The 23,352-nt window shown below is 55.2% G+C and carries 22 protein-coding genes; 7 read left to right on the forward strand and 15 right to left on the reverse strand.

Features of this window, described 5'->3' with window-relative positions; translation table 11 throughout:
• The first annotated feature begins 46 nt into the window (after positions 1–46).
• Positions 47–523 (forward strand): A24 family peptidase, encoded by a 477-nt coding sequence (locus AACY09_RS06490; protein WP_339486723.1) that lies wholly within the window; start codon positions 47–49, stop codon positions 521–523.
• Between the two features lie 151 nt (positions 524–674).
• A complete protein-coding gene (locus AACY09_RS06495; protein ID WP_339486724.1) occupies positions 675–1,451 on the forward strand; it encodes a response regulator transcription factor in 777 nt (258 codons plus the stop codon).
• 77 nt (positions 1,452–1,528) lie between these two features.
• Here AACY09_RS06495 and AACY09_RS06500 read toward each other — a convergent pair whose 3' ends face one another.
• The 9 genes from AACY09_RS06500 to cpaB form a co-directional block, all read right to left on the reverse strand.
• Positions 1,529–3,598 carry a TadG family pilus assembly protein gene (locus AACY09_RS06500; RefSeq protein WP_339486725.1) on the reverse strand — a complete coding sequence of 690 codons (2,070 nt, stop codon included), beginning with the start codon at positions 3,596–3,598 and terminating at the stop codon, positions 1,529–1,531.
• Between the two features lie 213 nt (positions 3,599–3,811).
• Positions 3,812–4,117 carry a DUF3613 domain-containing protein gene (locus tag AACY09_RS06505; protein WP_339486726.1) on the reverse strand — a complete coding sequence of 102 codons (306 nt, stop codon included), beginning with the start codon at positions 4,115–4,117 and terminating at the stop codon, positions 3,812–3,814.
• A complete protein-coding gene (locus AACY09_RS06510; protein WP_339486727.1) occupies positions 4,114–4,893 on the reverse strand; it encodes a tetratricopeptide repeat protein in 780 nt (259 codons plus the stop codon). The genes AACY09_RS06505 and AACY09_RS06510 overlap by 4 nt, the downstream gene beginning before the upstream one ends.
• Positions 4,890–5,792 (reverse strand): type II secretion system F family protein, encoded by a 903-nt coding sequence (locus tag AACY09_RS06515; protein WP_339486729.1) that lies wholly within the window; start codon positions 5,790–5,792, stop codon positions 4,890–4,892. Before AACY09_RS06515 ends, AACY09_RS06510 begins: the two co-directional genes overlap by 4 nt.
• Before the next feature lies 1 nt (position 5,793).
• Positions 5,794–6,675, reverse strand: a complete 882-nt coding sequence (locus tag AACY09_RS06520) for a type II secretion system F family protein (RefSeq protein ID WP_339486730.1) — start codon at positions 6,673–6,675, stop codon at positions 5,794–5,796.
• Positions 6,675–7,943, reverse strand: coding sequence for a CpaF family protein (locus AACY09_RS06525; RefSeq protein ID WP_339486732.1), 1,269 nt, complete (start codon positions 7,941–7,943; stop codon positions 6,675–6,677). The genes AACY09_RS06520 and AACY09_RS06525 overlap by 1 nt, the downstream gene beginning before the upstream one ends.
• Entirely contained in the window at positions 7,940–9,112 is a 1,173-nt protein-coding gene (locus AACY09_RS06530) for a pilus assembly protein (protein WP_339486733.1), read from the reverse strand. Before AACY09_RS06530 ends, AACY09_RS06525 begins: the two co-directional genes overlap by 4 nt.
• A gap of 9 nt (positions 9,113–9,121) precedes the next feature.
• Positions 9,122–10,366 carry a type II and III secretion system protein family protein gene (locus AACY09_RS06535; RefSeq protein ID WP_339486734.1) on the reverse strand — a complete coding sequence of 415 codons (1,245 nt, stop codon included), beginning with the start codon at positions 10,364–10,366 and terminating at the stop codon, positions 9,122–9,124.
• Positions 10,367–10,386: 20 nt separating this feature from the next.
• Positions 10,387–11,337, reverse strand: coding sequence for a Flp pilus assembly protein CpaB (cpaB, locus tag AACY09_RS06540; protein ID WP_339486735.1), 951 nt, complete (start codon positions 11,335–11,337; stop codon positions 10,387–10,389).
• A gap of 261 nt (positions 11,338–11,598) precedes the next feature.
• Here cpaB and AACY09_RS06545 point away from each other — a divergent pair, with 261 nt between their 5' ends.
• Both AACY09_RS06545 and AACY09_RS06550 read left to right on the forward strand, forming a co-directional pair.
• Entirely contained in the window at positions 11,599–11,868 is a 270-nt protein-coding gene (locus AACY09_RS06545; RefSeq protein WP_339486736.1) for a Flp family type IVb pilin, read from the forward strand.
• Between the two features lie 46 nt (positions 11,869–11,914).
• On the forward strand, positions 11,915–12,328 hold the full coding sequence (locus AACY09_RS06550; protein WP_339486737.1) for a response regulator: 414 nt from the start codon (positions 11,915–11,917) through the stop codon (positions 12,326–12,328).
• Between the two features lie 205 nt (positions 12,329–12,533).
• On the opposite strand, the gene AACY09_RS06555 is transcribed toward AACY09_RS06550, so the two are convergent.
• The gene (locus tag AACY09_RS06555) at positions 12,534–14,201 is read right to left on the reverse strand and encodes a ShlB/FhaC/HecB family hemolysin secretion/activation protein (RefSeq protein WP_339486738.1); all 1,668 of its coding nucleotides are present in this window, start codon (positions 14,199–14,201) and stop codon (positions 12,534–12,536) included.
• Between the two features lie 96 nt (positions 14,202–14,297).
• On the reverse strand, positions 14,298–16,034 hold the full coding sequence (locus tag AACY09_RS06560; protein WP_339486739.1) for a collagen-like triple helix repeat-containing protein: 1,737 nt from the start codon (positions 16,032–16,034) through the stop codon (positions 14,298–14,300).
• 333 nt (positions 16,035–16,367) lie between these two features.
• On the opposite strand from AACY09_RS06560, the gene AACY09_RS06565 reads away from it, so the two are divergent.
• From AACY09_RS06565 to AACY09_RS06575, 3 genes are all read left to right on the forward strand, one after another.
• Entirely contained in the window at positions 16,368–16,817 is a 450-nt protein-coding gene (locus tag AACY09_RS06565) for a DMT family transporter (RefSeq protein ID WP_339486740.1), read from the forward strand.
• Between the two features lie 187 nt (positions 16,818–17,004).
• A complete protein-coding gene (locus tag AACY09_RS06570) occupies positions 17,005–18,492 on the forward strand; it encodes a SulP family inorganic anion transporter (RefSeq protein ID WP_339486741.1) in 1,488 nt (495 codons plus the stop codon).
• 37 nt (positions 18,493–18,529) lie between these two features.
• Positions 18,530–19,381, forward strand: a complete 852-nt coding sequence (locus AACY09_RS06575; RefSeq protein WP_339486742.1) for a universal stress protein — start codon at positions 18,530–18,532, stop codon at positions 19,379–19,381.
• 5 nt (positions 19,382–19,386) lie between these two features.
• Here AACY09_RS06575 and AACY09_RS06580 read toward each other — a convergent pair whose 3' ends face one another.
• The 4 genes from AACY09_RS06580 to osmF are packed head-to-tail and all read right to left on the reverse strand — an operon-like array spanning position 19,387 to position 23,163.
• A complete protein-coding gene (locus AACY09_RS06580; RefSeq protein ID WP_339486743.1) occupies positions 19,387–20,076 on the reverse strand; it encodes an ABC transporter permease in 690 nt (229 codons plus the stop codon).
• Between the two features lie 50 nt (positions 20,077–20,126).
• The gene (locus AACY09_RS06585) at positions 20,127–21,071 is read right to left on the reverse strand and encodes an ABC transporter ATP-binding protein (protein ID WP_445323776.1); all 945 of its coding nucleotides are present in this window, start codon (positions 21,069–21,071) and stop codon (positions 20,127–20,129) included.
• On the reverse strand, positions 21,068–22,240 hold the full coding sequence (locus AACY09_RS06590) for an ABC transporter permease (protein WP_339486744.1): 1,173 nt from the start codon (positions 22,238–22,240) through the stop codon (positions 21,068–21,070). The genes AACY09_RS06585 and AACY09_RS06590 overlap by 4 nt, the downstream gene beginning before the upstream one ends.
• Positions 22,240–23,163, reverse strand: a complete 924-nt coding sequence (gene osmF, locus AACY09_RS06595; RefSeq protein ID WP_339486745.1) for a glycine betaine ABC transporter substrate-binding protein OsmF — start codon at positions 23,161–23,163, stop codon at positions 22,240–22,242. The genes AACY09_RS06590 and osmF overlap by 1 nt, the downstream gene beginning before the upstream one ends.
• Positions 23,164–23,352: the final 189 nt, after the last annotated feature.

A 23,352-nucleotide genomic window follows, 5' to 3' on the forward strand; every position in this document is an offset into this window, starting at 1 on the left:
CCTCTGCGCAACTTAAAACCCCTCCATTGACAGAGCACAATCAGCCATGAATACCGCCATCTTGCTGATCTGGTTAGCAATCTGCGCCGTACAGGATGTCCGTACAAAACGCATTTCCAACTGGCTTACATTCGGCGGCATTGCCTTCGCCCTGTTCTACTTGCTTCTGCGCGGTGAAAGCCTGCTTGGCAACACACCCGAAGAGGCGTGTATTGCTGCGGCCTTCGCCCTGTTACTCAGCGTGCCCGGCTATATGCTTAACAAGCTAGGAGCCGCCGACGTCAAATTGCTGCTATTTATTGGCCTGTGCAGCAACAGCCAAACCCTACTCATAACCATAGCCGTTGCCGGGCTCTGCTTTATCGCCTGGACAGCCCTCGCCAGCGCCATTTGGGCAAAGCTCAGCCCAGCCACCCAGAGCCGCCTCAAGTCCCTGCGCCCAGACTCAAAAGGGGCCTATCCCTACGGTCTATTTCTTTTTGTCGGCTTTTTGACATCCCTTATTCTGACTAAAACTTTCTGAATACTATTAAAGTGCTATACCTTAAGTGTGGAACGATCGTACTTATTGATTGATCTGTTCGATTTTTAGCCTGCACTGTTTGCAGCCGTGCCTCGAATTGCGCCGACAAATTCAGCGCTACAGAAAAATTAAAACAACCGGATGAGCTGACATGGAAAGGCATCAACGCGTAGTAAAACTCCTCGTCGTGGACGACGAACCGGACATTGTTGACGAACTCTGTGAGTTTCTTACCCATAGCGGCTACTGTTGTGTGGGTTGTCACAGCGCCCACGAGGCGATCGAGTTGTTTTGCGCTGACCCGCAGATCGGCATTGTGCTCAGCGATTTGCACCTGCCGGGCAAAGATGGCATCAGCCTCATCAATACCCTGGAAAAAACCTACGACGGCAATCGTCAGTTCGAAGCCATCATTTTCACCGGTCAGACCGAGACCCAAGATGTTGTCTCGGCCATGCGCGCCGGAGTTGCTGACTTCTATCAAAAACCGATCAACATGGATGAAGTTGGCCGGGCGGTTAAGCGTCTTGAACGGCACTTGCAAGAGCGCTTGGACGATGGCGCCAAGCTTGAGCAAATGAATCAGAAGCTGCACTTTCTGGCTGAATCGATCGGTGAGCTGCACCAGGACCTTCACCAGATGCGCAGCCATTTTGGCCAAGTCCAGCCCGACCCTGATGCAGATTGCGCGGAGGCAATACCCGCACACTTCAACCAGCTCTCTCCACGTCAGCTGGAGGTCGCACGCTTGATTGGCAAGGGTTTGACCAACTATCAGATCGCCTGCGAACTGGGTATTACCGAAAACACCGTCAAGCTCTACGTGTCTCAGGTACTGCGGCTCACCCATATGCACAACCGCACGCAGTTGGCCTTGGCGCTCTCGCCGAGTCGAAAGAGTGAAGGCTCTGCGGTGACCGCTCACTAGATTGCGCTGAACGCGCACTTGAACGTGAGCACACTCAGCAGAGCCTGATACAGTAGAAAAGCACCGCGCTGAGAGTCTCATAACAGCAACTCAGCGCGCGTACCGCAGGTGAGATTGGCGCCCACATCGGCCTTTGCCAGATCAATCCCCAAACCATTGAGCAAGGTGCTGACCAAAGGATCCACCAAAGGTCCAAGCACGCCGCTAATCACCCCTTCCAAGCTGCCGAGCAGCGAGCTGATCAGGTTTACTGAGGTATTGATCAAGCCACCGAGTATGCCTGGACTGCTGCTCGCATAAGGCTCCAAATCGATACCGGCCAAGGTGGTGGCCAAGCTGCCGGCGACATTGTTATTGGAGTTAGCAGACTTAAAATAGGGTGCTTCGCCCACGTTCGGCAACTGATTGGCGTTGGGTGCGCTATACACCAACGGTGACGTGTTGGCTCCACTGCCGATTACGCTAGCGTTTATGGTGGCGCCAATTCCTGATCGAACCGTGAAGGCTGCTTGCTTGCGATCTGAAACCCAGCTTCCGCCAGCTGTTCGATATTGCGGATCGAAGCAAATGGTGAGCAAACAAGAGCTTGCTCTGACTGTCTGCTCCCCAAGCTTGATTAACGCCAGGGGTGCTGCAACGGGTATGTCTGGCGAGTTGAATATTTTGTTCACTGCATCAGCAGGGCTATTGCCTAACTTGCCAACCGCAAGATTTAGAGCCGATGTTTTCACATCAACATCAAGGGTCTTCTCAGTGTTGCCATTACAGCTGTAATCGGTAACGCGAGCTTGGGCTTCAGCGACATCAAGCATCACGTCTATTCGGCCATCAGGCAGCACCTGTGCTGCGCTGATTTGTTTACTCTGACAAGGTCCACACAGAATCCCCTGCACCAAGTCACCAACGGCGCCGAGCAGATCAAGGTTGAGAGCACTGTTTAGAAAACTACCCAAGGACGAAGTCGCGCCAGAAGGTTGTAAGAGATTATCCAATGCAGTGGTTGCTCCACTCAAATCAATACTCAATGCGGTGCGAATCTGCGCGGAGCGCACGGCAATCTGATTGGGGCCATAGGGGTCTGCCTTGGCCAGCTCTGGGTTGCCGATGGCCGACAATTGCGGCGGTTCGATAACTTTGATATTCAGGCTGACATTGCTCAGCCCCGGCACATTGATGGGCAAGCTGGCCACTGCAGCATTTTTGCTATTGGCCAACTCCACCGAACCTTGAACCAGTTGCAAAAGATTGAGCGCAGCGCCCAGCCCCGCCTTTTGCGTAGCGCTTTGTGCCTTGATCAGATCGCCCAGTTGCAACAACGGCGTGCCAGATGGAACCACCGCAGAAAGTGCTGTCAGACCTGCAATTGCGGCATCAATATCTGCACTGCTTCCCGATTGCTGCAAAGTGTTTGCTGCCACATCCAACAAGGTGCCCAGTGAAATATTTTCATCGAGTACCGACTGATAATCCCCCAATGCAATACCTTGCTCGATTGCCAGTTCGTCGAGAAAATCAACAAGATTGATTTGACTCTTGGCCAGACCATCCCAGCCCACCGCAGAAAGATTGACTGAGCCACCAAGCATGCCGCCAATAATTGCGTTTAGCAGCGGCGACTGGGTTGAGTCGACCGATGCCAGCGTGGTGCGCAAGGTTAGCGCAGCCAAGGGTTCACGCCTGGCCGCTACGGCGAGGGCTGAAATCGTTACTTGCTGGCCGAACAAGCCACCCAAAATCAGGCTGGCAGGCACCTGACGCCTGGCATCGACTTGAATAGCGCGGCCATTGGTATCTGCCGCAAAGCTACGGCGGCTGCCACTCGCATCGACATTGCCGCAGGTTGCAATTAGTTGGCGTTGGCTATCCAGACTAAAACCGTTACGAAGTTGCGCGTTCTCGGCAGCAAAGGCTTGTGCGCTGGTCGCGCCTGCTCCTGCCTGGCAATTACCGTCACGAAGCACGGCTTCCAGCGCGGCCATGTCCGCCACACGCTGAACGCTGCGCTTTTCCAGATACAAGCGACCGCTGTCGACTGCCAGCATCAGGAAAGCAAAGGCCATTAGCATCACCATCGCGGCCATGATGCCAATCGCACCACGCTGACGCTGGTAACTCAGCCTATTATGAGGAGAATAACTGCGAGCCATTCCAGTACTCCTTTAAGCTGGATGGAAAAGCGACATTCGCCGCGCTGTATTCGTTACTCTGCGTAGGATGTGACAACGCGAAGCTTGTCCACCATGACTCAGCCGAGCCATGACCTGGTTAGACGTAGCACCCGATAGCCGTCACTCGCAGAGCGGTGCCTGTTAACGGTGGATGAAAAAAGCGTCATCCACCCTACCCTGCACTAAACAATGCTAATTACTGCCGCTACCCGTGGTCATTTTCCCACCCGTTTCCTGCTCATAGAAATCAGGAATCGGGTGACTGAAACTGTCTAGCCAACGCTGATAGGCAAGCTCACGCTCAGCCGGTGTAGCGGTTTGCAGTGTTACCGAGGCTGCTCGCCCATCACGTTGAATCGCTAACCAACTTTCGGTCTTCGAAAGCTGAGGCAGCGGCCTGCTGGTCACCGGTTCATCTGCTTGCACCGCCACAGGCAATATCACGCCCAAAGCGAGCAAACAGCCTGCGGCCAAATTGATTTTCTGCGACCCCTTCATGGCTGAACATCCTGTGTGATCTGGCTGACTGCTTCGCCAAGCACCCCAACAACCGCCACTGCTGCTGGATCGGGTTTCGACGCCTGACTGGCCAGCGGCAACAAGGTTGGCGCTGAAGACTTGAGTTGTTCAGAGCGCTTGAGTGCTTCACGCACTTCGGTCGCACTGAGGTGCAAACGTGAAACCAGATCTGCCGCTTGCTGCGACTTATCTTCAACAAACAAAAGTGCCAGCAGATTGGTCGCTGGCAAGTTGTCTGACTGACTCAATTCGACCGCAGTTAAAAACTCAAAGCGGGCATCATCTGTGCGCTTTAGCCTGAGATACACCACGCCAAGATCATTGCGAATCTTGGCATCAGTTGGCGCCAGGGAAGCGGCACGTTCCAATCGTTGCAGGGCCTCGGCCTGGTCACCCCGCGCCGCCGCGAGCTGACCCAGCCCTTGCTCGCCAGCCGCTGTGAGGCAGGTACCGATTAAGCTCTGATAAAGTTCCTGGGCTTCGCCACGACCGATACTGCGCATGATCCGCGCCTGGCGCAGGCGTACCTCTGGCGAAGATTGCGGCAGGCCCTGCAAGTTAGCCAAAGCCGCGTACAGGCGTCCTTCATCCGCCATCTCCTTGGCCAAATTGAGGGCTAACTCTTGTTCTTGCGTCGGTTTGTTTGCGCAAGATTTACCGTTATCCGCGGCATCGCCCGGCATCACTTGGTGCGCCGCACAACCACTTAATACTGCTGCGCAAAGTGCGCTGCACAACGCTGCTGCAAGTTTCATGAGATACCTCCAAGTGCGCGACTAATTGCACTCATTCCGGGCCCGGCCAGAACGATCAATAGCGCAGGAAACAGGAACAGCATCATCACCACTGACATCTTCCCTGATAGCTTGGAGATGTATTCCTGAAGGTTGGTCAAGCGCCGCTCATCAAGGATCTTTTTCAGCGCCAGCAGCGAGCTCATTGCACCGCCACCTTGACGAATCAACTGCTGCAAAATCGCCAGGCTGTCGCTGAGTTCATCGACATCCAGCTGTTTGCCCATGATGCTCAGTTCGTCTGCAAGCTCCATCCCGGAATCAACATGCTTGAGCACGGCATCCAGTTCTGAGGTGAGCACGGGCAGTAACTTTTCACTTTCCAAACTGATCACACGAAGCGATTGCTCAACTGTCAGCCCGGCATCAAACAGAATGCGCAAAAGCGGAATAAATATTGAGACTTCATTGATCAGTTGCTGCTGGCGTCGAGCAGCTGCCATCGACAGCACGCGCTTGGGCAGTAAAAAACCGCAGCCCACCGCGAGCACCATATACACCCAAGCATTTTTAGGCGGTTCAACCAGCAACGAACTTACCAGAACCACCAGCCCCAGGATCATCACCGGGGCAATCACTTGGCAAGCCAGATAAAGTGCCCGCTGATTTGTCCGGCGCCACCCAATGCGGTTGAGCAGCACATGGCTCTCGCCATCGAGGCTAAACAACTTTCGCCCCAAATGACTACGCCCTATCTGTTGAATTAACGCATCACTACGTCTGACCTTGTGCTGAAACTGTTGACGGCCGCCGGCCAGACGCCTGGCAATCAAAGTACGCTGACGTTGCTGTTGCAACGAATTAGCAATAAGCAGCCCAGCAGCCATTGCGAGCATTAGACCCATCACGGCCCAAGCCATTTCAAATACTCCTCAGCATTCGCCACAACATGACAGTGCCGATCACTTGCAGAATAAAAGCGCTGAGCAGCATTTTCTGACCACTGCTATCGAGCCACATACTCATTAAATAACTCGGGTTAACCGCCAAAATGTAAGCTGCCATGGCAATCGGCAATACCCCTAACACCACTGCGGTGAGCCGTGTTTCACCTGTCATGGCGCGAAGCTGACGAGCCATCTGCTCGCGCTCTTGAATCACCTTAATAAGGCTGCCCAGTAGCTCAATGGCGCTGCCGCCAAATCGGTGATTGACCTTGACCCCCAAGGCGAGAATGCGCAGTTCTTCTTGCGCGTAAAGCTCGGCGACATCATCCAGTGCCTCGGGCAAGCTGACGCCTAATTGCACATTTCGTTGCACCCGCGATAAGGCCCCATGCAAGGGTTCCGGTGCGGTATCGATTCCTTTTACCAGTGCGTCGCCCAAGGTCCGGCCGGTTTGTAAGCTGCGCATCACCTGATCAAGCATCTGCGGCAATTGATGCACCACACGGCGCAAGCGCCGCCGTGAACGCCAACTGAGCAACATGTGTAAGACCAGCGGTGGCAGCACCAGCGCAATCAGCCCCAGCATCCAACCGCCAATCAGCTGAGCTAAAGTCAGCAGTGCGATCCAACTACTGAACAAAATCCCAAGTCTGTTACTGGGCAGTTTCAGCCCCGCACGCAAGAATGCACGCTCAAGCCAGCCCCAGCGAGAATCCTTAGCCATTTCTGGTTTTGCTTGTCCGAGCCGTTCAACTACGTGCTCCGAGCGAGCTTGACGCCAACCATGCTGCATCACCAGCACGGCCAGTGCTGCCAACACCAAGCAAACTGCAGCTAGCAGCAAGGACGCTTTCATTAGAGTTGCCGCCAAGCATGCTGAAGCTTTTCACTGGCCGGATTCACGGCTTCGCGAAGGAATCGGCCTGAGTGTTTTTCAAGGCGGAAGAGGGTGTTAGTCACGAAGACATCATCACGGATGCCCACCACTTCGACCACCTCACTTACGCAGCGGCGGCCATTGGGCAAGCGGGTTAACTGGATCACCACATCCAATGCGGCGCATATCATCTGACGTAAGGTGCGTTCCGCGACCTGGCGTCCGGTGAGGCCGACCAAGGTTTCCAAACGCAGCAGTGCATCTTGCGCGCTGTTGGCGTGTACGGTGCTCATTGAGCCATCGTGGCCGGTGTTCATCGCCTGCAACACATCGATCACTTCTACACCGCGAATCTCCCCCAGAATGATCCGGTCCGGGCGCATCCGTAAGGCGTTGCGAATCAGGTCACTGGCCGCCACTTCACCATGGCCTTCCGCATTCGGCGGGCGTGTTTCAAGGCGTACGACGTGAGGGTGATTCAGCTGCAATTCGGCCGTGTCTTCGATGGTCACGATTCGCTCGTGCTCAGCCACCAACAAACTCATGACATTGAGCATGGTGGTTTTGCCAGTGCCGGTGCCGCCGCTAACCAGAACATTGCAGCGCTGGCTTACGGCAAGCCGGATAAACTGTAGAACCGCTTCATCGACTGACTGATGTGCCAGCAAATCCGCGCTTTGCAGCAGGTCTTTGCGAAACTTGCGCACCGACAGGCACGGCCCATCCAGTGCGATTGGCGGAATAATCGCATTAACCCGGCTGCCATCTGGCATACGCGCATCGACCATTGGGCAAGACTCATCCAGCCTACGTCCCAGAGGTGCCAAAATTCGCTGAATCACCCGCTGAACGTGCAAGTCATCAATAAATCGCAGGTCACTTTGATGGAGCATGCCATCACGTTCGATAAAGACCCGATTCGGTCCATTGACCAGAATCTCAGTCACCGAAACGTCATGCAGCAACACCTCAAGGGGCCCGAAACCGGTGAGCTCATCAACCAATTCTTCTGCCAGTCGCTCCATCTCGTAGCGCGAAACGGCAAGGTGATGGCGGTTTACGTAATCAACGACGCGATCGGTGACAAAATGGGCGATTTGCGGCCTGGGGCTTTCAAGAATATTGACCCCTTCATCGTCAATGGCGTCGATGATATAGCGGTGCAGAACCAGCTTCAGGCCCTGACCATCATACTGGCCTTCTTGGCTGTAACGGGCGGTGCCGCCAAACAGTGTTTCGCTACTCATGCGGACTTCCTCCGTGGCCAAGGCCAACGTGAAGCGCCCGGCGCCTTGCGCCGCTCGGCCAACAAGCAACCCAACTGGCGAAGCGCTTTGCTGATCCGCTCACGGGGTGATACTTCAAATAAGCTGCGACCCAAATTACGGGCGCTCATTCGCACTTCCGGGCTAGACGGCAGCACTTCAATTACCGGCAGTGCGTAGGTTTTTCCCAGGGTTTCGCTATCGGGTGCAACGCCGGGCATATAGCGGTCAATCAACAGGCTGGCGTTGTGCAACTTGACCCCGGCATCGCGCCAATTGCCAAGCAACTCAAGATTGCGCTGACAGCCCGAAACACTTTGATCGGTGCACCAGAGCAAGCGTTCTGCGTTGGCTGCAAACAGACGTAATGCTTCGCTGTCAGGCTGACCTGCAAGGTTGACCACGATATATTGGAAATGCTGACGCAGCGCACCAAGCAACAAGTACAACTCAGCCGCTGTGGCCGTTTGCAGCGGTTGGTCTTTAGCCGTTTGCGACAGTACCCGCAAGCCGCATCGGGTCTGACTAAAGGCACTGTCAATCAGGCTCGCATCCATGCGCCGGGTATTACGCATGGCATCGGCAAAGTTAAATGACGCTTGCAGCCCCAGCGTGGCCAAGCACTCGCCTGGGGGCAAACCTAAATCGAGGAGCAAGGTGCTTTGATCTGTCTGACAAATCGCCAATGCCAAATGGCTGGATATCAAACTCGCATCAACATCCTGTTGCCGGCAATAAAGGGCGATCAATTTGCCGGCTTGCGCACTCGGTTGCAGGCTTGGCATACGCCGACCGAGATGGCGGACCAAGCCGGTCACCTCACTGGTACGTGCGCCGTAAGCAATAAAATCTCGAGCGCCTGCGCGCATCGCGCTCAACACCAGCTGGTTATCCAGGCCATCACCCAGCGCCACAACCGCCAGCATGGGTTTGGCCTCAAGCACCCCTTCAATCAGTGAGCTTTGCGCCACCAGATTTTCACGATCGAGGCCAACAAATAGCAGGCCGGCACCGGTCACGTCGGCCAGAGACAATACTTCGTTCAAAGCACCATGGCCCACCTTGAGCACTTCGCCCAGTGAGCTCAATGATCCTCGCAACCAGTCCAAATCGGCGTCATTACGGGTCAAGGCTAAAAATGTCTGACTCATAAACACCCCCTATTGCGACAGACCGGAGCGTTTATCGAAGTTACCGTTCTCGAAGAAGTACATCTTGAAAAAGTTCGGATCGTAATGACGCAGGTTTTCACCCGGCAAAGAGGGCATTTGCGCAGTCGCTGCAAGAGGCTGGACCAGGTGCGGAGTCACAATCATCAGCAACTCGCTGTCTTCACGGCTGATATTGGTTGAACGAAATAAGGCCCCAAGAACGGGGATATCGCCCAAGCCCGGAAACTTGTCTAACTGCGCGCGATTGCTGCTGCTGATCAAGCCGCTAATGACAAAACTTTCGCCGTCCGCCAAGCTGATGCTGGTATCTGTGCGGCGCACATTCAGGGCTGGAACCGTGGTCCCTGCAATCTCAATTCCATTCTGGAAATTCAGCTCGCTCACCTCAGGGGCCACCTTGAGGTTAATTCGGTTGTTGCCGACCACCGTTGGCGTTAGCGTCAGGCGTACACCGAACTCCTTGTACTCGATGCTGATGTTATCGCTACCAGCGCTCGGCACCGGAACCGGAAACTCACCACCGGCGAGAAAACTGGCGCTCTGGCCACTTAAGGCAACCAGACTTGGCTTGGCCAGGGTGTAGGCAAAACCGCTGTTTTCCAGCGCGTTAAGCAGCCCCAGAACCTTGCTACTGCCACCGCCGAAAACAATATTGAAGCCACTGTTTACCAACGGAATGGCCGGACTGATGCCGCCCACCAAACCGGGCGAAACGGTGACCCCGCCGACGGTCCCGGGCGCACCAAAGAGAAAGTTATTCGAGCCGGTGCCGAATATCGAGGTGCTGGCCTGTTTCATCTTGCTGCGACTGACTTCAACAAAGCGGATATCGGTCTGCACCTGACTCACGGGCATACCTAACGAGTCAGGCTGAACGGGCCGCGCTAACGCTGCAGTGGCCAGGCCTTCGACATAGACCATGCTGCTGCGCGGTTCAGCGCTGCAAGACGTCCAGACCATTAAGCTGGTGGCACCAGATTTTTTACCGGTCAACAAGAAACTGTCATTGGCGGTCAGGCGCACGTCGGCAATTTCAGGATCGCCAATAGCCAGACGCTTGATTGCCGTTGGATAACGGATTTGTTGCTGCAAACTTTGCCCGACTTCAACCACCGCAGGCACTGCTGTAAGCGATGAACATCCGGCTGCTGCAGCCGATGCCACGCCTGAACTAATGCCAGCGCAACTGATAAGGCTTAGGCTGAAAACGATCCGACGACTTATACAGATCATGGTTTGGCTTCCTTGCGGGGTCAGGGGGTTTGCCAAGCGTTATCGACGCCGCGAAACACCTGTATTCCAGGAGTACGGGCAACCGCACGCGGGGCTTGATTGCGGGTCGGAACACGGCTCGCTGCTTTACTCTCAAGTTGATTGAGCGGCAATAAGCTGCGGCTTTGTTCATCCAGTGCAACCAAGTTGATTTCGCCTGCGGCGTAGCGTGCCTGCAAGTGCTCATCCGCACTGCGCACGGCCAAGCGCAAGATACCGGCCTGACTGGCAAGCATTAAGCGAGTTACCAACTCCTGCGGCACCGCCAGAACCACGCTGCGCCCGACTTTCGCTGGTCTTTTTTCATCGTCCTTGTCTTTGCTTTGAAGTGCCTGCCCCTGCAAGTTCGGACCCAGCTCCTGGCCATAACTCAAGAGCCTTACCGCAGGCACGGCGACCTGAGCAGTCTGCTGTTTCTGCCCGTCCTTTTCCTGCATAAACAACAGTACATCCACATAATCACCGGGGCGCACATGGCCGCCTCCGCTGGTGATTTCATCAACGGCCACGGCCACGGCACGCTCTTGCGGACGAATCATTTGCGCCAGCGGCCCGCCAGCCTCGAAACTCTCCTGGCTTAGCCACGTCCCTGCATCGATAGCGTTCCAACTGGTTCGACCGACGACTTGCTCAATGCTTGAGAAACTATCGGAAGGCGCTACGCGCAGCAGCTCGATGGCGACATCGTCAGCCGTGATCGGCACAAAAGGCGCCAAGGGCTTAACGGCGACAACCACAGCCGTACGCTGCACGCTGTCAGTGGCCTCATCGATACGTGTTGATAGTGTTTGTGGTTGTTCAGTCACTGGCGTTGCGGCCGTGACCTCAGGGGTTGGCAGTGGTTGTTGGCTCAAGGTAATTCCCCAATACCCTGCAACCACTGCACCCAGCAACAACACCCCAGCCAACGCCATGGTTACCCGGCTGTCCATGATGACTCGCTCCTTTGCCCTGACAACTAGTGAATGCCTTCTTATAGTTGGTGTTTGGCATCAATACAGGTAGCAGTAAGCACATTTTGCGACGATGCATAGCATCACTCTGTTACAGCCGCTCCACCCGACTGTAACAAGCACGTCAAAAGGCTTACTCACTGACTACAGTGATAGCCGTAATTACGCCACTTAACCACTATGACTTTATAACTATACCCATGGGTCTAATTACTTCTTACAGTTGCGCTAGAGGGGCGCATGCACAATGATCAAGGTGCAAGTACGTCTAAAAATAAGGAGATTAAGATGTCCCTCATTAACGTGATTCGAAAACTTCATATTGCAGCCGTGGTAAAAACCACCACCTTTCTCAAAGAAGAAAAAGGCGCAGCGGGTATTGAATATGCAATTGTGGCTACTTTAGTGGCGGTGGTATTGGTCGGCTTTGCCGGCCCCATTAGTACGGCTGTCAAAGGTATCTTCGTGGATGTATGCGGCGCTGTCGGCGGGGCAAGTTGCCCAACCTAGTTCAAGGCTAACTGATTAAGTTAGATATAAGGCTAGGAGTCATGCGATGCCCCTTCAATCCAGTGCGCGCCAAGAGTTACTTCTGGTCGATGATGAAGCGGACATTCTGCTGGAGCTGGCAGAAATGTTGGAATCAGAGGGCTATTGTTGCCACACCGCAAACTCGGTGCGCAAAGCCCTCGAGCACCTGACGCGCCACCCCTTTATCGGGTTGGTCATTACTGATTTATGCATGCCGGAAGAGAGCGGCACGACGCTGATCAAGCACTTGCGCGAACACTGTTCGCGCCAACACTTACCCATTATTGTCACGTCCGGCCACGCCGAAGCAGACGACGTGGTGGATGTGCTCGGGCTAAACGTTCTGGACTTTTTTAAGAAGCCAATTTATCAAGACCGCTTACTTGAAATACTCAACAGACTGCTGCCAACCCTGCCGGAAAAAGCCGCGCAGTACTGACACTTTACCCAATGGTTTAACTCCGCGCGCTCCCTGCCCCAGTGGTACGGAGCGTTTTTTTTGGCCAGGGAAACAGCCTGCAGCCAATTGCGGCATTGGCTATTCATAGAGTGGCTTTATCAATGATGGGCAAGCCTCAGGTTGACCCGTTGCCTGAGGCGCACGGGGTGGACGACGCTTTGGCGCCCACCCGTTATGGCCGCACTTAAAGTTGATAGCTAAAGCTGAAGGTCAACCGTGGACGCCGGTTACGGCTGTCCAGCGCGACGTCAGACATCGGCTTGGCAGCCTCCACTGAGATGTTGTAGTAGCGGGCATCACCAAAACGCAGGCCGAGCGCCGCCGAAGACAGTTGCGAGGTCGGCAAGGGCGAGTCGTTATACCAGCTGCGTGCCGCATCGACCGCGACATAGGGCTGCAACAACCGCAACCAGTCACTCTCGCGCCGGTAACTGTAGTTAACCTCATAGGAGGCGCCCCAGCCCTTGTCGCCAGAGGCTTGGTCGCTGGGATAGCCACGCCCAAAGTTTTGCGCGCCCAGTACCACGGTTTCGGCATCTGGCAGGTTGTCATCGGTCCAGTACAGGGCGGCGGACATGACCCCCTGCCAGTTTGACCCATACTGATCGCTTTGCACGCCAGACAAACGCAGGCGCAAAAAGTCCAAGTCATAGAGCGCGTTATCCGTATCCGCCCCCATACCATCGATGCCTTGGTAGAGGCCCGCGCTGAGAATCCGTAAGCGCTGGTTATCGGTCTGGCGCCAGTCGGTTTCAAGGCCGAGCACCCGGATATCCGTGTCGTTATCAATACTCAGGGGAAAATCGACAACGTCGAACTGGCTTTTATCATTCACCGCATAGAGTCGGGCACCGGCGGTCCAGAACTGATTAGGCGCGGCGATAAATGGATGGGTCAGGCCGATTGAGTAGCGGTCATTCTGCCGTTTTCGGGTCAGCTCTATGCCGTTATCCAGGCGCAAGCGGTCATGGGGCTCACTTTTGTAACTCGAACCATAAAGGCTTAATTGCGTGCCCTCGCTTCCCAGAAACTGGCTGTAATCGAGCCGGTAGTATTGCTCATCATCTTCGCCAGGCGGCACTAAAGCACTCAAGGTGATCTGCTCTGCCAAGGCAGTCTGTGCATTACTGCTGCCGGCGAGTACGGCTTGGATCTGATCGCGGCTGCTATCGCTCAGGCTCATGCTTGAGGTCCAGGGTTTGCGAGAGGCTTCGGCAATTAATGTAGTGGCACCATCCGTCGTACCCGGCGGCGGTACCTGCGCACCAATGGTGAGGCCCGGGACCAGGGTCAACAGCGTGGTGTAACGCTCAAATGTTCTGCGGGTTAGCGGACGCTCACCCTGAATCTTGTCCAACAGCTTACGCACGTAGCTCGAGACAGCACCAATATCGCCACGCAGCTGGTAGTCCTTCACATAGCCTTCAACCAACACCACGCGCACCACGCCATCCTTGAATGACTGCGGAGGCAGGTAGGCGTAGGACAGTAAATAGCCATCTGCCTGATAGCGTTGCGTAATGCTGCGCGTGGCGGTGATCAACTCACCAATGCTGGCCTCACGTCCCAGCAAGGGCTGAAAAATTGCCGCGACTTCATCAAGTGAAAAAACGCTCCCCCCTGCGATTTGAATGTTGCTGATCTTAACTTTCGAACCCATTTGCAATTGCGTGGGCTGGGGATCTGGGATCTGCAGATCCGGAATCGCCGGCCGATAGGCATCAACCGGGAGGTTGGGTGTGGGTAGGTTTCGTTCGACATCATTACTGTTGAGATAACTTGGCAACTGTTGCGCCAAGACCGCTTGAGAACATGAAAGACAGAGCAAAACAGGAACTACCAAAGCGCGCATAGGACACTCCATGACCAAACTACTGACACGTTTTAACCGCAGATACAAAAATGACGCCGAGCCCCGGGGAGAGAGGTCGGCGCCTAATGCTGTCGACTATTTACGGTTTAGCAGGCCTCCAGTCAGGCCACCGCTTGCACCACCGTTTACAGCGACACCAGCTCCAACACCCAAACCACCTAATAAGCCTCCAAGACCACCTGAAGTACCTGTACCCGTGCCTGTGGCACCTTTAACCAAACCTCCGAGAGCCCCAACAGTCTGACCAACCGTGTTCACCGTATTACCGACTTGGTTCAACACTGGGTTAGTGCTCGCCGCAGCAACCTGGGAACCAAGACCACTGACGACGCCACCCACTTGGTTAAGCGCAGCATTTACCGGCGTGCCCAGTTGCGTGGCAGCGCCGACTTGCTGAGTGACGGTGCTCACTCCGCTGACCACTGGCGTAACCACCTTACCCAGCGATGCACCCGCAATGGTTAACGGTGCTGTCAGGCCATTGTTGGTATTGGGCAGGCCATTGCCGCCGACCAGAGTACCCAGTGAGGCAACAGTGCCGCCAAGCCCGCCCCCATTCACTGCTGCGCTACTGACAATGCCGTTGGCGCTGCCTAGATTGAGGCCCTGACTAAGCGATTGAACCGCGCCGCCAGTGGTTTCGAGCAAGCCTCCAACCGGGCCGCCGAGCGTGGTTTTCTGGCCCAGCGCACTGGTTACACCGCTGGTGCTAGCCACCAGACTGTTGAGGCCACCGGCTGCTAATGGCAGGCCAGAAACACCCTCACCGTCGCTATTCACATAGCCACTGGCTGCACCTGCAGTGCCGCCGACACCACTCAATACCCCGCCTATGGTGGAGGTGAGCGCGTTACCACCACCGACACCTGCTGCTTTATCGCCAAGCCCGCCCAGGGTTCCGCTCACCTTGGCGACCAAGCCGGACACAGGCTCGCCCAGGCCAGTTGCAGTGCCGATGGTCTGCGTGGCGCCTTCAACAATACTCACAACCGGGACCAGTAGTTTTGAGCCGGCCAGATCAGTGACTTGGCCCAGAGGCCCAGTAGTACTGGCAACACTCAATGTGTCACCAAGCATGGTCACCCGTTCACCTACGCCATCGACAACGCTGCCGACTTGGCTAACAACGCCACCCACCAGAGGCACTTGCTCAATAGCAGAGCCTCCTCCAACAAGCTGCAATGATTTGCCCACACTGGAAACACCTGTACCCAGGTCTCCCACCGCATTACCTGCACCCGCGACAGTGATACCCACAGAGTTGCTGTCGGTGCCGAGTTGCCCCAACCCATCGTTCAAGCCAGTGCTGAGGCTATTAACGGCTGCGCCGGTTGATGAAACCAGCCCACCAACGCCTGAAGTCAGATCGGTATTACCAGCAATTGGGGTATTGGAAATTTGATCACCAATCTGGGTTAGGCCGTCGCCAACAGCACCGGTGGTATTGCCGAGGTTATCAACCACAGTCGCGGTTACCAGCGGGGTTTGGTCGGGATCAACAATCACAACAGGTGGCGTCCCATCGCCATCGCCATCGCCGTCGCCACCACCTGTTCCACCGCCATTGCCATTGCCGTTGCCATTGCCATTGCCATTGCCACCACCATTGCCAGTTTCGTTGCCTGAACCATTGCCGGTACCTGTTCCAGACCCATTTGAATTACCGTCATCAGTAGACGCAACAGGATCGGACGAACTGCCATCTACCACACTCTTTGAACCGCCACCGCCACTGCTGCAACCGGCAGTAGCTGACACCATTAGTATCAAGGCGAGTGCTGTACTTGTTTTAATTATTCTGGAGCTGTTCATGATTAGAGTCCTTCTATAAGTGTTGTAAATCTCAAAGTTTTCATACTGCGAAAACCCGACACCCTGAGGCTTATAAAAGTCCAATAACCCGCTAGCAACAACCGTATCTTGGTATTAACCGTTTATATAACCCCCTGATTATGAGCATGTTATTCAGGTTCAACTAATCAGAAAGTTATAATGCACTTTTGCACAACTTCTACTCCAACTAACTAACCTATAGTTCGAAATAATGTAATTATCCACCCCGCCGTGCTCGGATACGGCTCCGTTGGCTGTTTAGGGTATGCACTTTGCGGCATAATGCCCGGCCCTCGCCCAAGGATCTGACTTATGCCCGCTACCGTTTGGTGGTTACTCGCCCTGCCCTTTGTCGCCGGTGCTTGCCTGCCGCTACAGGCGGGTATTAACGGACAATTGGCCAAGCAGGTTTCCAGCGTGCTGGCGGCCTCGCTGATTTCTTTTGCGGTCGGAACCACGGCGCTGTTACTGCTGGTGTTGGCACAACGAGAGGTCCCTTCGCTAGGCGCCCTGAAAGGCCTGACATGGTGGCATTGGTGTGGAGGCATGCTTGGCGTCATGTTTATTGCAACCGCCGCATTTGCAGGTCCGCGTGTGGGCGCCGTGCTGTTTATGGCTCTGGTGATTGCCGGACAGTTGACGATGGCGGTCACCTTGGACCACTTTGGTTGGGCAGGCTTTAAAGAGGCGCCGATCAGCGCCGGAAAAGTTGGCGGACTGCTGTTGATCGTCGCCGGCATTTGGCTCATCCGCCGCGGATGAAGCACACCGCGTGGTCAGGAACCTCTGATTTTAAAAGCTTGGTGTGTTATTTTCCCCGCTAAATCAAAACCCAGTCCTTCCTCAGCGCGTCATTTTTGCGCTTGCTGAGCGCCAGGCGCATCTGTGAATTTCGGTTCAACGGAAGACATGAAGCCGCCTGCGGACACTCGCCCCACTGGAAATCGACATGCTGCAATCGCTTAAAAATACCTGGCTGTTCAATCTACGCGGCGACATCCTTGCCGGTTTAGTGGTTGCACTGGCCTTAATCCCTGAAGCCATCGCGTTCTCGATTATTGCCGGGGTCGACCCCAAAGTCGGTCTGTATGCTTCGTTCTGCATTGCCGTGGTCATTGCCTTTGTCGGCGGGCGACCGGGCATGATTTCCGCTGCAACCGGCGCGATGGCCTTGCTGATGGTGACCTTGGTCAAGGATCATGGCCTGCAATACTTGCTGGCGGCATCCTTGCTCTGTGGCGTACTGCAAATCGGTGCAGGTTATCTCAAGCTGGGCTCATTAATGCGCTTTGTCTCACGCTCAGTAGTGACCGGCTTTGTTAACGCCCTGGCGATCCTGATTTTCATGGCGCAACTGCCCGAACTGACCAATGTCACCTGGCATGTGTACGCCATGACCGCGGCCGGTCTGGGGATCATCTATTTGTTCCCCTATGTACCGGTGATTGGCAAGATCATCCCTTCGCCCCTGGTGTGCATCTTGTCGTTAACCGCGGTAGCAATTGCTCTGGGACTCGACATTCGTACGGTTGGCGACATGGGTGCCTTACCCGACACTCTGCCCATATTTCTCTGGCCCGATGTGCCGCTAAATCTCGAGACCCTGGCAATCATTCTGCCTTACTCCGCTGCCATGGCTGTGGTGGGCTTACTTGAATCGATGATGACCGCAACCATTGTTGACGACTTGACCGACACCAGCAGCGACAAAAACCGCGAATGCAAAGGCCAAGGCGTTGCCAACATCGCCTCCAGCTTGCTCGGTGGCATGGCGGGCTGCGCCATGATTGGCCAGTCGGTGATTAATGTTAAATCCGGCGGACGTGGTCGACTGTCGACGCTGATTGCAGGTGTGGTGCTGCTGATAATGGTGGTGTTCTTGAGCGATTGGGTGAGCAAGATCCCAATGGCTGCACTGGTTGCAGTGATGATCATGGTCTCCATCGGCACCTTCAGCTGGGACTCTATCCGTAACCTCAAGCACTACCCGTTATCGACCAATATCGTCATGCTCGCCACTGTTACCGTTGTGGTGTTCACCCACAACCTTGCCTACGGCGTGCTGGTCGGCGTGTTGCTGGCAGCCATGTTTTTTGCCAACAAGATTGGCCATTACCTGTACATAGAGTCGCAGTTGGACAGCACCGGCACTCACCGCACCTACTCAGTTGTCGGCCAGGTATTCTTCTCCTCATCGAGCAAGTTCACTGCCGGCTTTGACTTCAAGGAAGCAATCGACAAGGTCACCATCGACCTGACCCGCGCCCACTTCTGGGATATCACCGCGGTAGCGGCGCTGGATAAGGTGGTACTCAAACTGCGCCGCGAAGGCACCGAAGTCATAGTGCTAGGCTTGAATGAAGCCAGTGCAACAATTGTCGACCGGTTCGGTGTGCACGACAAACCCGAAGCCGCTGATACCTTGATCGGTCATTAGGCCCTCTGATTCGATTGGATTAAATAAGGATTTGCCCATGTCAGAAGTACTCGCCTGCATTGATGGTTCAACCACCGCCGCTGCTGTTTGTGATTACGCTGTGTGGGCAAGTCAGCGTCTGCAAGCCCCACTGAGTTTGTTGCATGTTTTAGATAAGACTCAGTATCCGCAGCGCAGTGATCTCAGCGGTATTATCGGCCTGGGCACGCGCGAGCACTTGCTTGAAGAACTCGCGAGTGTCGATCAGCAGCACAGCAAGCGAGCACTGGATCAGAGCCACCAGATACTTGAAGCGGCGCAAGCACGGGCCATTCAGGCAGGTACTGACACGCCGCTTATGCGCCAGCGTCACGGCAGCCTGGTGGAAAGTCTGGTTGCCTTCGAAGACAGCATCCGCCTGCTGGTCATTGGTCGTCACGGGGCCACCAACGACACCGTTTCCGAGCATGTCGGCAGCCAGTTGGAGGGCGTGACTCGCACTGTCCAGCGGCCGACATTAATCACCTGTGGCGACTTCCTCGCGCCGCAGAATTACCTGTTCGCCTATGACGGCAGTTTCACCGCACGCAAGGCTTTGCAGATGGTTGCCAGTAGCCCGTTACTGCAGGGCTTGCACTGTCATTTACTGATGGTAGGCAGCGACAGTGCGACCTGTCACACCTTGCTCGATGAAGCCGCTGAAGTGCTCAAGACATCAGCCAGCGAAGTCACACTTGTCTGGCGCGAGGCGGATGTAGAGCCTTCAATCCGCGCCTATCAACTGCAACAGAAGGTCGATCTGCTGGTGATGGGCGCATACGGCCATTCGCGTATTCGTCAATTTTTGCTCGGCAGCACCACCACGCAGCTAATTGCCTCCAGCATTTGCCCGTTGTTAATCCTACGCTGAACGACTTAACGGCCGTACCGTGAGGCTAAGCCATGTTGCACGCGTTCAAAGGTGCTATCGACACAGATGGCCAGCACGCCAATAAGCACAGCGCCTTGCAAGACATACGCTGTGTTGCCGTTCACCAAGCCGGCAATCACCGGATTACCTAAGGTGCTGGCGCCAATCGTCGAGCCAATCGCTGCGGTGGCGATGGTAATGGTGACCGAGGTCCGGATGCCGGCCAGGATCACCGGGCTGGCCAGTGGCAACTCGACCTGCAGCAAGACCTGCAGCGGCCCCATACCAATTCCGCGCGCGGCTTCCACGACCGATGGCGGCACACCTTGCAGACCCGCCAGGGTATTGCGTAGCACCGGCAACAAGCCATAAAGCATCAGCGCGAAAATGGTGGGCAGGTTACCGAAACCAAGCAATGGAACCGAGAGCGCCAACACGGCTACCGGGGGAAAGGTTTGTCCGATGGATGCTATCTGACTCACCAGTGGTAAGAAATCACGCCCCCATCTGCGCGTGACCAGCACCCCGGCCAAAACCCCAATAAACACAGAAAAAGCCGACGCAACGGCTACCACCAGCAAATGGTTAAGCAGCAGTTGAGCGAAACTTTCCCGCTGATAAATCACCTCACGTGCATCAGGTGTCAATTGGCGAAATAGCCCTTCAAACTGGCCCATGGCGAACACTGCGGTCATCAGCAGGACCAACCAAAACAGCGGTCCTCGCCAATTTTTAATAGCACTGGTCATGGCTTCAATACAGCGCGGATAGGCAAAATCCCCAGCGGTTTGGCATCTTGGTCACAGACGCAGAGCGCATCGACGCGATGCCATAACATCAGCGACAGGGCTTGGCGCACGCTACTGCCAACCGCAATAGAAACCTCGGGCAACTCTGAGCTGAGTGCCGACATAAACTGCTCTACCCGCTGGAGGCTGGCACGTTTGAGGCCGCGCTCACTCTGCCCCAGAAGATTTTCAACAAAGCTGTTTGCCGGGTGATTCAACAGGTTTTCCGGGGTGTCGTGCTGCACAATCCGGCCTTTATCCATGACCACAATATGGGTCGCCAGGCGCAAGGCTTCATCAATATCGTGGGTCACAAAGACAATGGTTTTATGGATGTGCGATTGAATACGCAGCAACTCGTTTTGCAGTGCTTCACGGGTGATCGGGTCCAGCGCGCCAAAGGGTTCATCCATCAACAGAATATCTGGATCAGCCGCCAACGCGCGCGCAACGCCAACCCGTTGCGCCTGACCACCAGAAAGCTGGCTGGGAAATTTATTGGCAAAGGTTGCATAGGGTAACGAGAGTAATTCAAGCAGCTCGCGCACCCGGGCATCAATCTTGTCTTTCGACCATCCCAGTAGCTGCGGTACCACCGCGATATTACGTTCCACCGTCCAATGCGGGAACAAGCCCGTACTTTGGATGGCATAGCCCATGCGCCGACGCAATAATTTACTGTCGAGCGTCGCGACGTTTTCGCCGTCGACCCAGACTTCGCCGCTGGAGCAGTCAATCAGCTTGTTAAGCAAGCGCAGCGTGGTTGATTTCCCGCAGCCCGAGGTGCCGATAAATACACAAATCTCACCCTGTTCGATACGCAACGACAGGTTATCGACCGCCGTGATATCGCCAAACTGGCGGCTGACATTGCGAAGCTCGATCATGGCCTTGCCAGTCATCGTTGCCCTCCTGTTTTAGCCCATGAGCCCAGACTGCTGAACAGGGCATCCGCGAGTAATGCCAAGAGGATTGTTGGCAAAGCACCGAGCAATACCAAATCCATCGCCCCTTGCCCCAGCCCCTGAAAAATAAAACTGCCAAAGCCACTGGCACCAATCAACGCCGCAACGGCGGTGAGGCCGATCGCCTGAATACTGGTAATGCGCACCCCTTCAATAATCACCGGCAGCGCCAACGGCAGTCGCACCTGAGCAAACACCTGCCAAGGGCTCATGCCCATGCCGCGTGCCGACTCAATAACCTCCGAGCCAACGCCTTGCAATGCAACACAGGTATTACGCACCACCGGCAGCAAACTGTATGCGATCAATGCCAACAAAGCCGGAGCCCAGCCGATGCCACGGACATTCAACTGTTGCAGCAAGGGTGAATGGGCAGACAAATAACTCAATGGCGCAATCAGCAAGCCAAATAGGGCCAGACTCGGAATGGTTTGAAAGAAGTTAAGCACGGCGAAGACCGGACGTTGCAGGGGCTGTATGGCCAAGATCAGCCATGCCAGCAAAAAACCGATCAGCAGGCTCACCAGCAATGCACCGCCCACCAGACTCAAATGCCCGTAAAGCAATTGCCAGAAGGTTGCGCTGCGGCTGCGGTATTCGCTCAACAGGGCTAAGGGTGCCAAAGCACCGGTGCTAATCAGCAACCCGGTAACGCCAAGCACCAATCCAATCACCAGCTTTACCCAGTGATTTCCACCTGCAACACGCTGCTGCAACTCGACCAGCAGCAGTGCGCCAATAAACAGCAGCCCCCAGCAACTGCCGGCCAAGCCGACCCGAGCGTAAGGCTGCGCCGGATTAATATGCAGCTGAATAAACCAGGCCAGAGCCAATGGCAGTTGAACCAGCAATGCGCCGCTAAGGCCGAGCATTAGCCAGTAACCCTTACGGGATGGCCGCAGCGCTAAACCAGCGAGCACCAGCAAGGCTGTGACAACCGTTAAAAACCACGGCCAGCCGAGTCCTGCCAGCAAGCCGAGCCCCTGCCCCGGGACAATTCGATTGGCTTGAACACTGGCAAAGTTGGCGCTGCAGACGACCAGCAACGCCAGCATCACCAACACCACAACTACAGGATTGGACTCACCCGATTTAGCGGCGGACATTAATGACCAAGGCCGTCCAGAAAATCATGGGCCACTTGTTTTGGATCAGCACCATTGACCGCTACATCAGCGTTGAGCTTTTGCAGGACTTTTTCATTAAGTGCGGCGAAAACCGGAGCCAACAAGGTCTCAATTTGCGGATAAGTCTTGAGCACCTCGGCACGCACCAACGGTGCAGGCTGATACACCGGCTGTACACCTTTGCTATCGGTCAAGGCCACCAGATCCAACGCGCTCAAGCCCCCGTCAGTGCCATAACTCATGGCCGCATTGACGCCGTTGGTTTGCAGCGCTGCGGCGCGTAACGTGGCAGCAGTGTTGCCGCCCGAAAGCACCACTAACTGCTCAGGCTTGAGGGTAAAGCCGTAGGCTTTTTGAAACGCCGGCAAAGCGGTAGGCGAATCCACAAACTCGGCACTGGCGGCAAATTTAAAATCGCCGCCCTGACTCAGGTAATGCGCCAGATCTTCCAGAGACACCAATTTATGCTCACGGGCCACATCACCACGAACGCTGATCGCCCAAGTGTTATTCGCATTCGCCGGTTGCAGCCACACCAGTTGATTTTTGGCTAAATCGAGTTCTTTTACAGTGCTGTAGGCTTTGCTGGGATCTTTCCAGACGTCGCTGTCCGCACGGTCGAAGAAGAACGCGCCGTTACCGGTGTACTCCGGGTAGATGTCAATCTCACCTGCGATAAGCGCGGTGCGCACAATGCTTGTGGCGCCCAGTTGTAGGCGCAGGCTAACCGGCACGCCGCCCTGCTCAAGGGTCTGCGCAATCAATTGACCAAGGACTGCGCCCTCAGTATCAATTTTCGATGAGACCACGACCGGCTTTGCTGCATATGCAGCCGTAGCGCCAAGTGCAGAAGCCAGCATCAAACCATGAACAAACTGCTTAAAACGCGAAGATAACGACATCTTATGCCCCTAATCGTGATCAGTCCGAGGCCTTGATCAGAACGTCAGAAATGATGCCAGCAGCAATGACTCGGCTGCGCGGCCCAGTCATTGCTGACATCCATGTGTGACGTAAGAGTAAAGCAGTGCGGTCGCCAGCGCCAAGTAAAGGCCGCGCAATGTGCGCCCTGTTATGTTCCCGTAGCGTGG

The organism is Pseudomonas sp. EL_65y_Pfl2_R95 (assembly GCF_963971045.1).
In the GTDB taxonomy this organism is placed as follows: domain Bacteria; phylum Pseudomonadota; class Gammaproteobacteria; order Pseudomonadales; family Pseudomonadaceae; genus Aquipseudomonas.

Bases quoted from the DNA above. Each gene is read 5' to 3' on its own strand.
- AACY09_RS06490 (WP_339486723.1), top strand. From the start codon at position 47: ATGAATACCGCCATCTTGCTGATCTGGTTAGCAATCTGCGCCGTACAG.
- AACY09_RS06495 (WP_339486724.1), top strand. From the start codon at position 675: ATGGAAAGGCATCAACGCGTAGTAAAACTCCTCGTCGTGGACGACGAA.
- AACY09_RS06500 (WP_339486725.1), bottom strand. From the start codon at position 3,598: ATGGCTCGCAGTTATTCTCCTCATAATAGGCTGAGTTACCAGCGTCAG.
- AACY09_RS06505 (WP_339486726.1), bottom strand. From the start codon at position 4,117: ATGAAGGGGTCGCAGAAAATCAATTTGGCCGCAGGCTGTTTGCTCGCT.
- AACY09_RS06510 (WP_339486727.1), bottom strand. From the start codon at position 4,893: ATGAAACTTGCAGCAGCGTTGTGCAGCGCACTTTGCGCAGCAGTATTA.
- AACY09_RS06515 (WP_339486729.1), bottom strand. From the start codon at position 5,792: ATGGCTTGGGCCGTGATGGGTCTAATGCTCGCAATGGCTGCTGGGCTG.
- AACY09_RS06520 (WP_339486730.1), bottom strand. From the start codon at position 6,675: ATGAAAGCGTCCTTGCTGCTAGCTGCAGTTTGCTTGGTGTTGGCAGCA.
- AACY09_RS06525 (WP_339486732.1), bottom strand. From the start codon at position 7,943: ATGAGTAGCGAAACACTGTTTGGCGGCACCGCCCGTTACAGCCAAGAA.
- AACY09_RS06530 (WP_339486733.1), bottom strand. From the start codon at position 9,112: ATGAGTCAGACATTTTTAGCCTTGACCCGTAATGACGCCGATTTGGAC.
- AACY09_RS06535 (WP_339486734.1), bottom strand. From the start codon at position 10,366: ATGATCTGTATAAGTCGTCGGATCGTTTTCAGCCTAAGCCTTATCAGT.
- cpaB (WP_339486735.1), bottom strand. From the start codon at position 11,337: ATGGACAGCCGGGTAACCATGGCGTTGGCTGGGGTGTTGTTGCTGGGT.
- AACY09_RS06545 (WP_339486736.1), top strand. From the start codon at position 11,599: ATGCACAATGATCAAGGTGCAAGTACGTCTAAAAATAAGGAGATTAAG.
- AACY09_RS06550 (WP_339486737.1), top strand. From the start codon at position 11,915: ATGCCCCTTCAATCCAGTGCGCGCCAAGAGTTACTTCTGGTCGATGAT.
- AACY09_RS06555 (WP_339486738.1), bottom strand. From the start codon at position 14,201: ATGCGCGCTTTGGTAGTTCCTGTTTTGCTCTGTCTTTCATGTTCTCAA.
- AACY09_RS06560 (WP_339486739.1), bottom strand. From the start codon at position 16,034: ATGAACAGCTCCAGAATAATTAAAACAAGTACAGCACTCGCCTTGATA.
- AACY09_RS06565 (WP_339486740.1), top strand. From the start codon at position 16,368: ATGCCCGCTACCGTTTGGTGGTTACTCGCCCTGCCCTTTGTCGCCGGT.
- AACY09_RS06570 (WP_339486741.1), top strand. From the start codon at position 17,005: ATGCTGCAATCGCTTAAAAATACCTGGCTGTTCAATCTACGCGGCGAC.
- AACY09_RS06575 (WP_339486742.1), top strand. From the start codon at position 18,530: ATGTCAGAAGTACTCGCCTGCATTGATGGTTCAACCACCGCCGCTGCT.
- AACY09_RS06580 (WP_339486743.1), bottom strand. From the start codon at position 20,076: ATGACCGCAGTGTTCGCCATGGGCCAGTTTGAAGGGCTATTTCGCCAA.
- AACY09_RS06585 (WP_445323776.1), bottom strand. From the start codon at position 21,071: ATGACTGGCAAGGCCATGATCGAGCTTCGCAATGTCAGCCGCCAGTTT.
- AACY09_RS06590 (WP_339486744.1), bottom strand. From the start codon at position 22,240: ATGTCCGCCGCTAAATCGGGTGAGTCCAATCCTGTAGTTGTGGTGTTG.
- osmF (WP_339486745.1), bottom strand. From the start codon at position 23,163: ATGTCGTTATCTTCGCGTTTTAAGCAGTTTGTTCATGGTTTGATGCTG.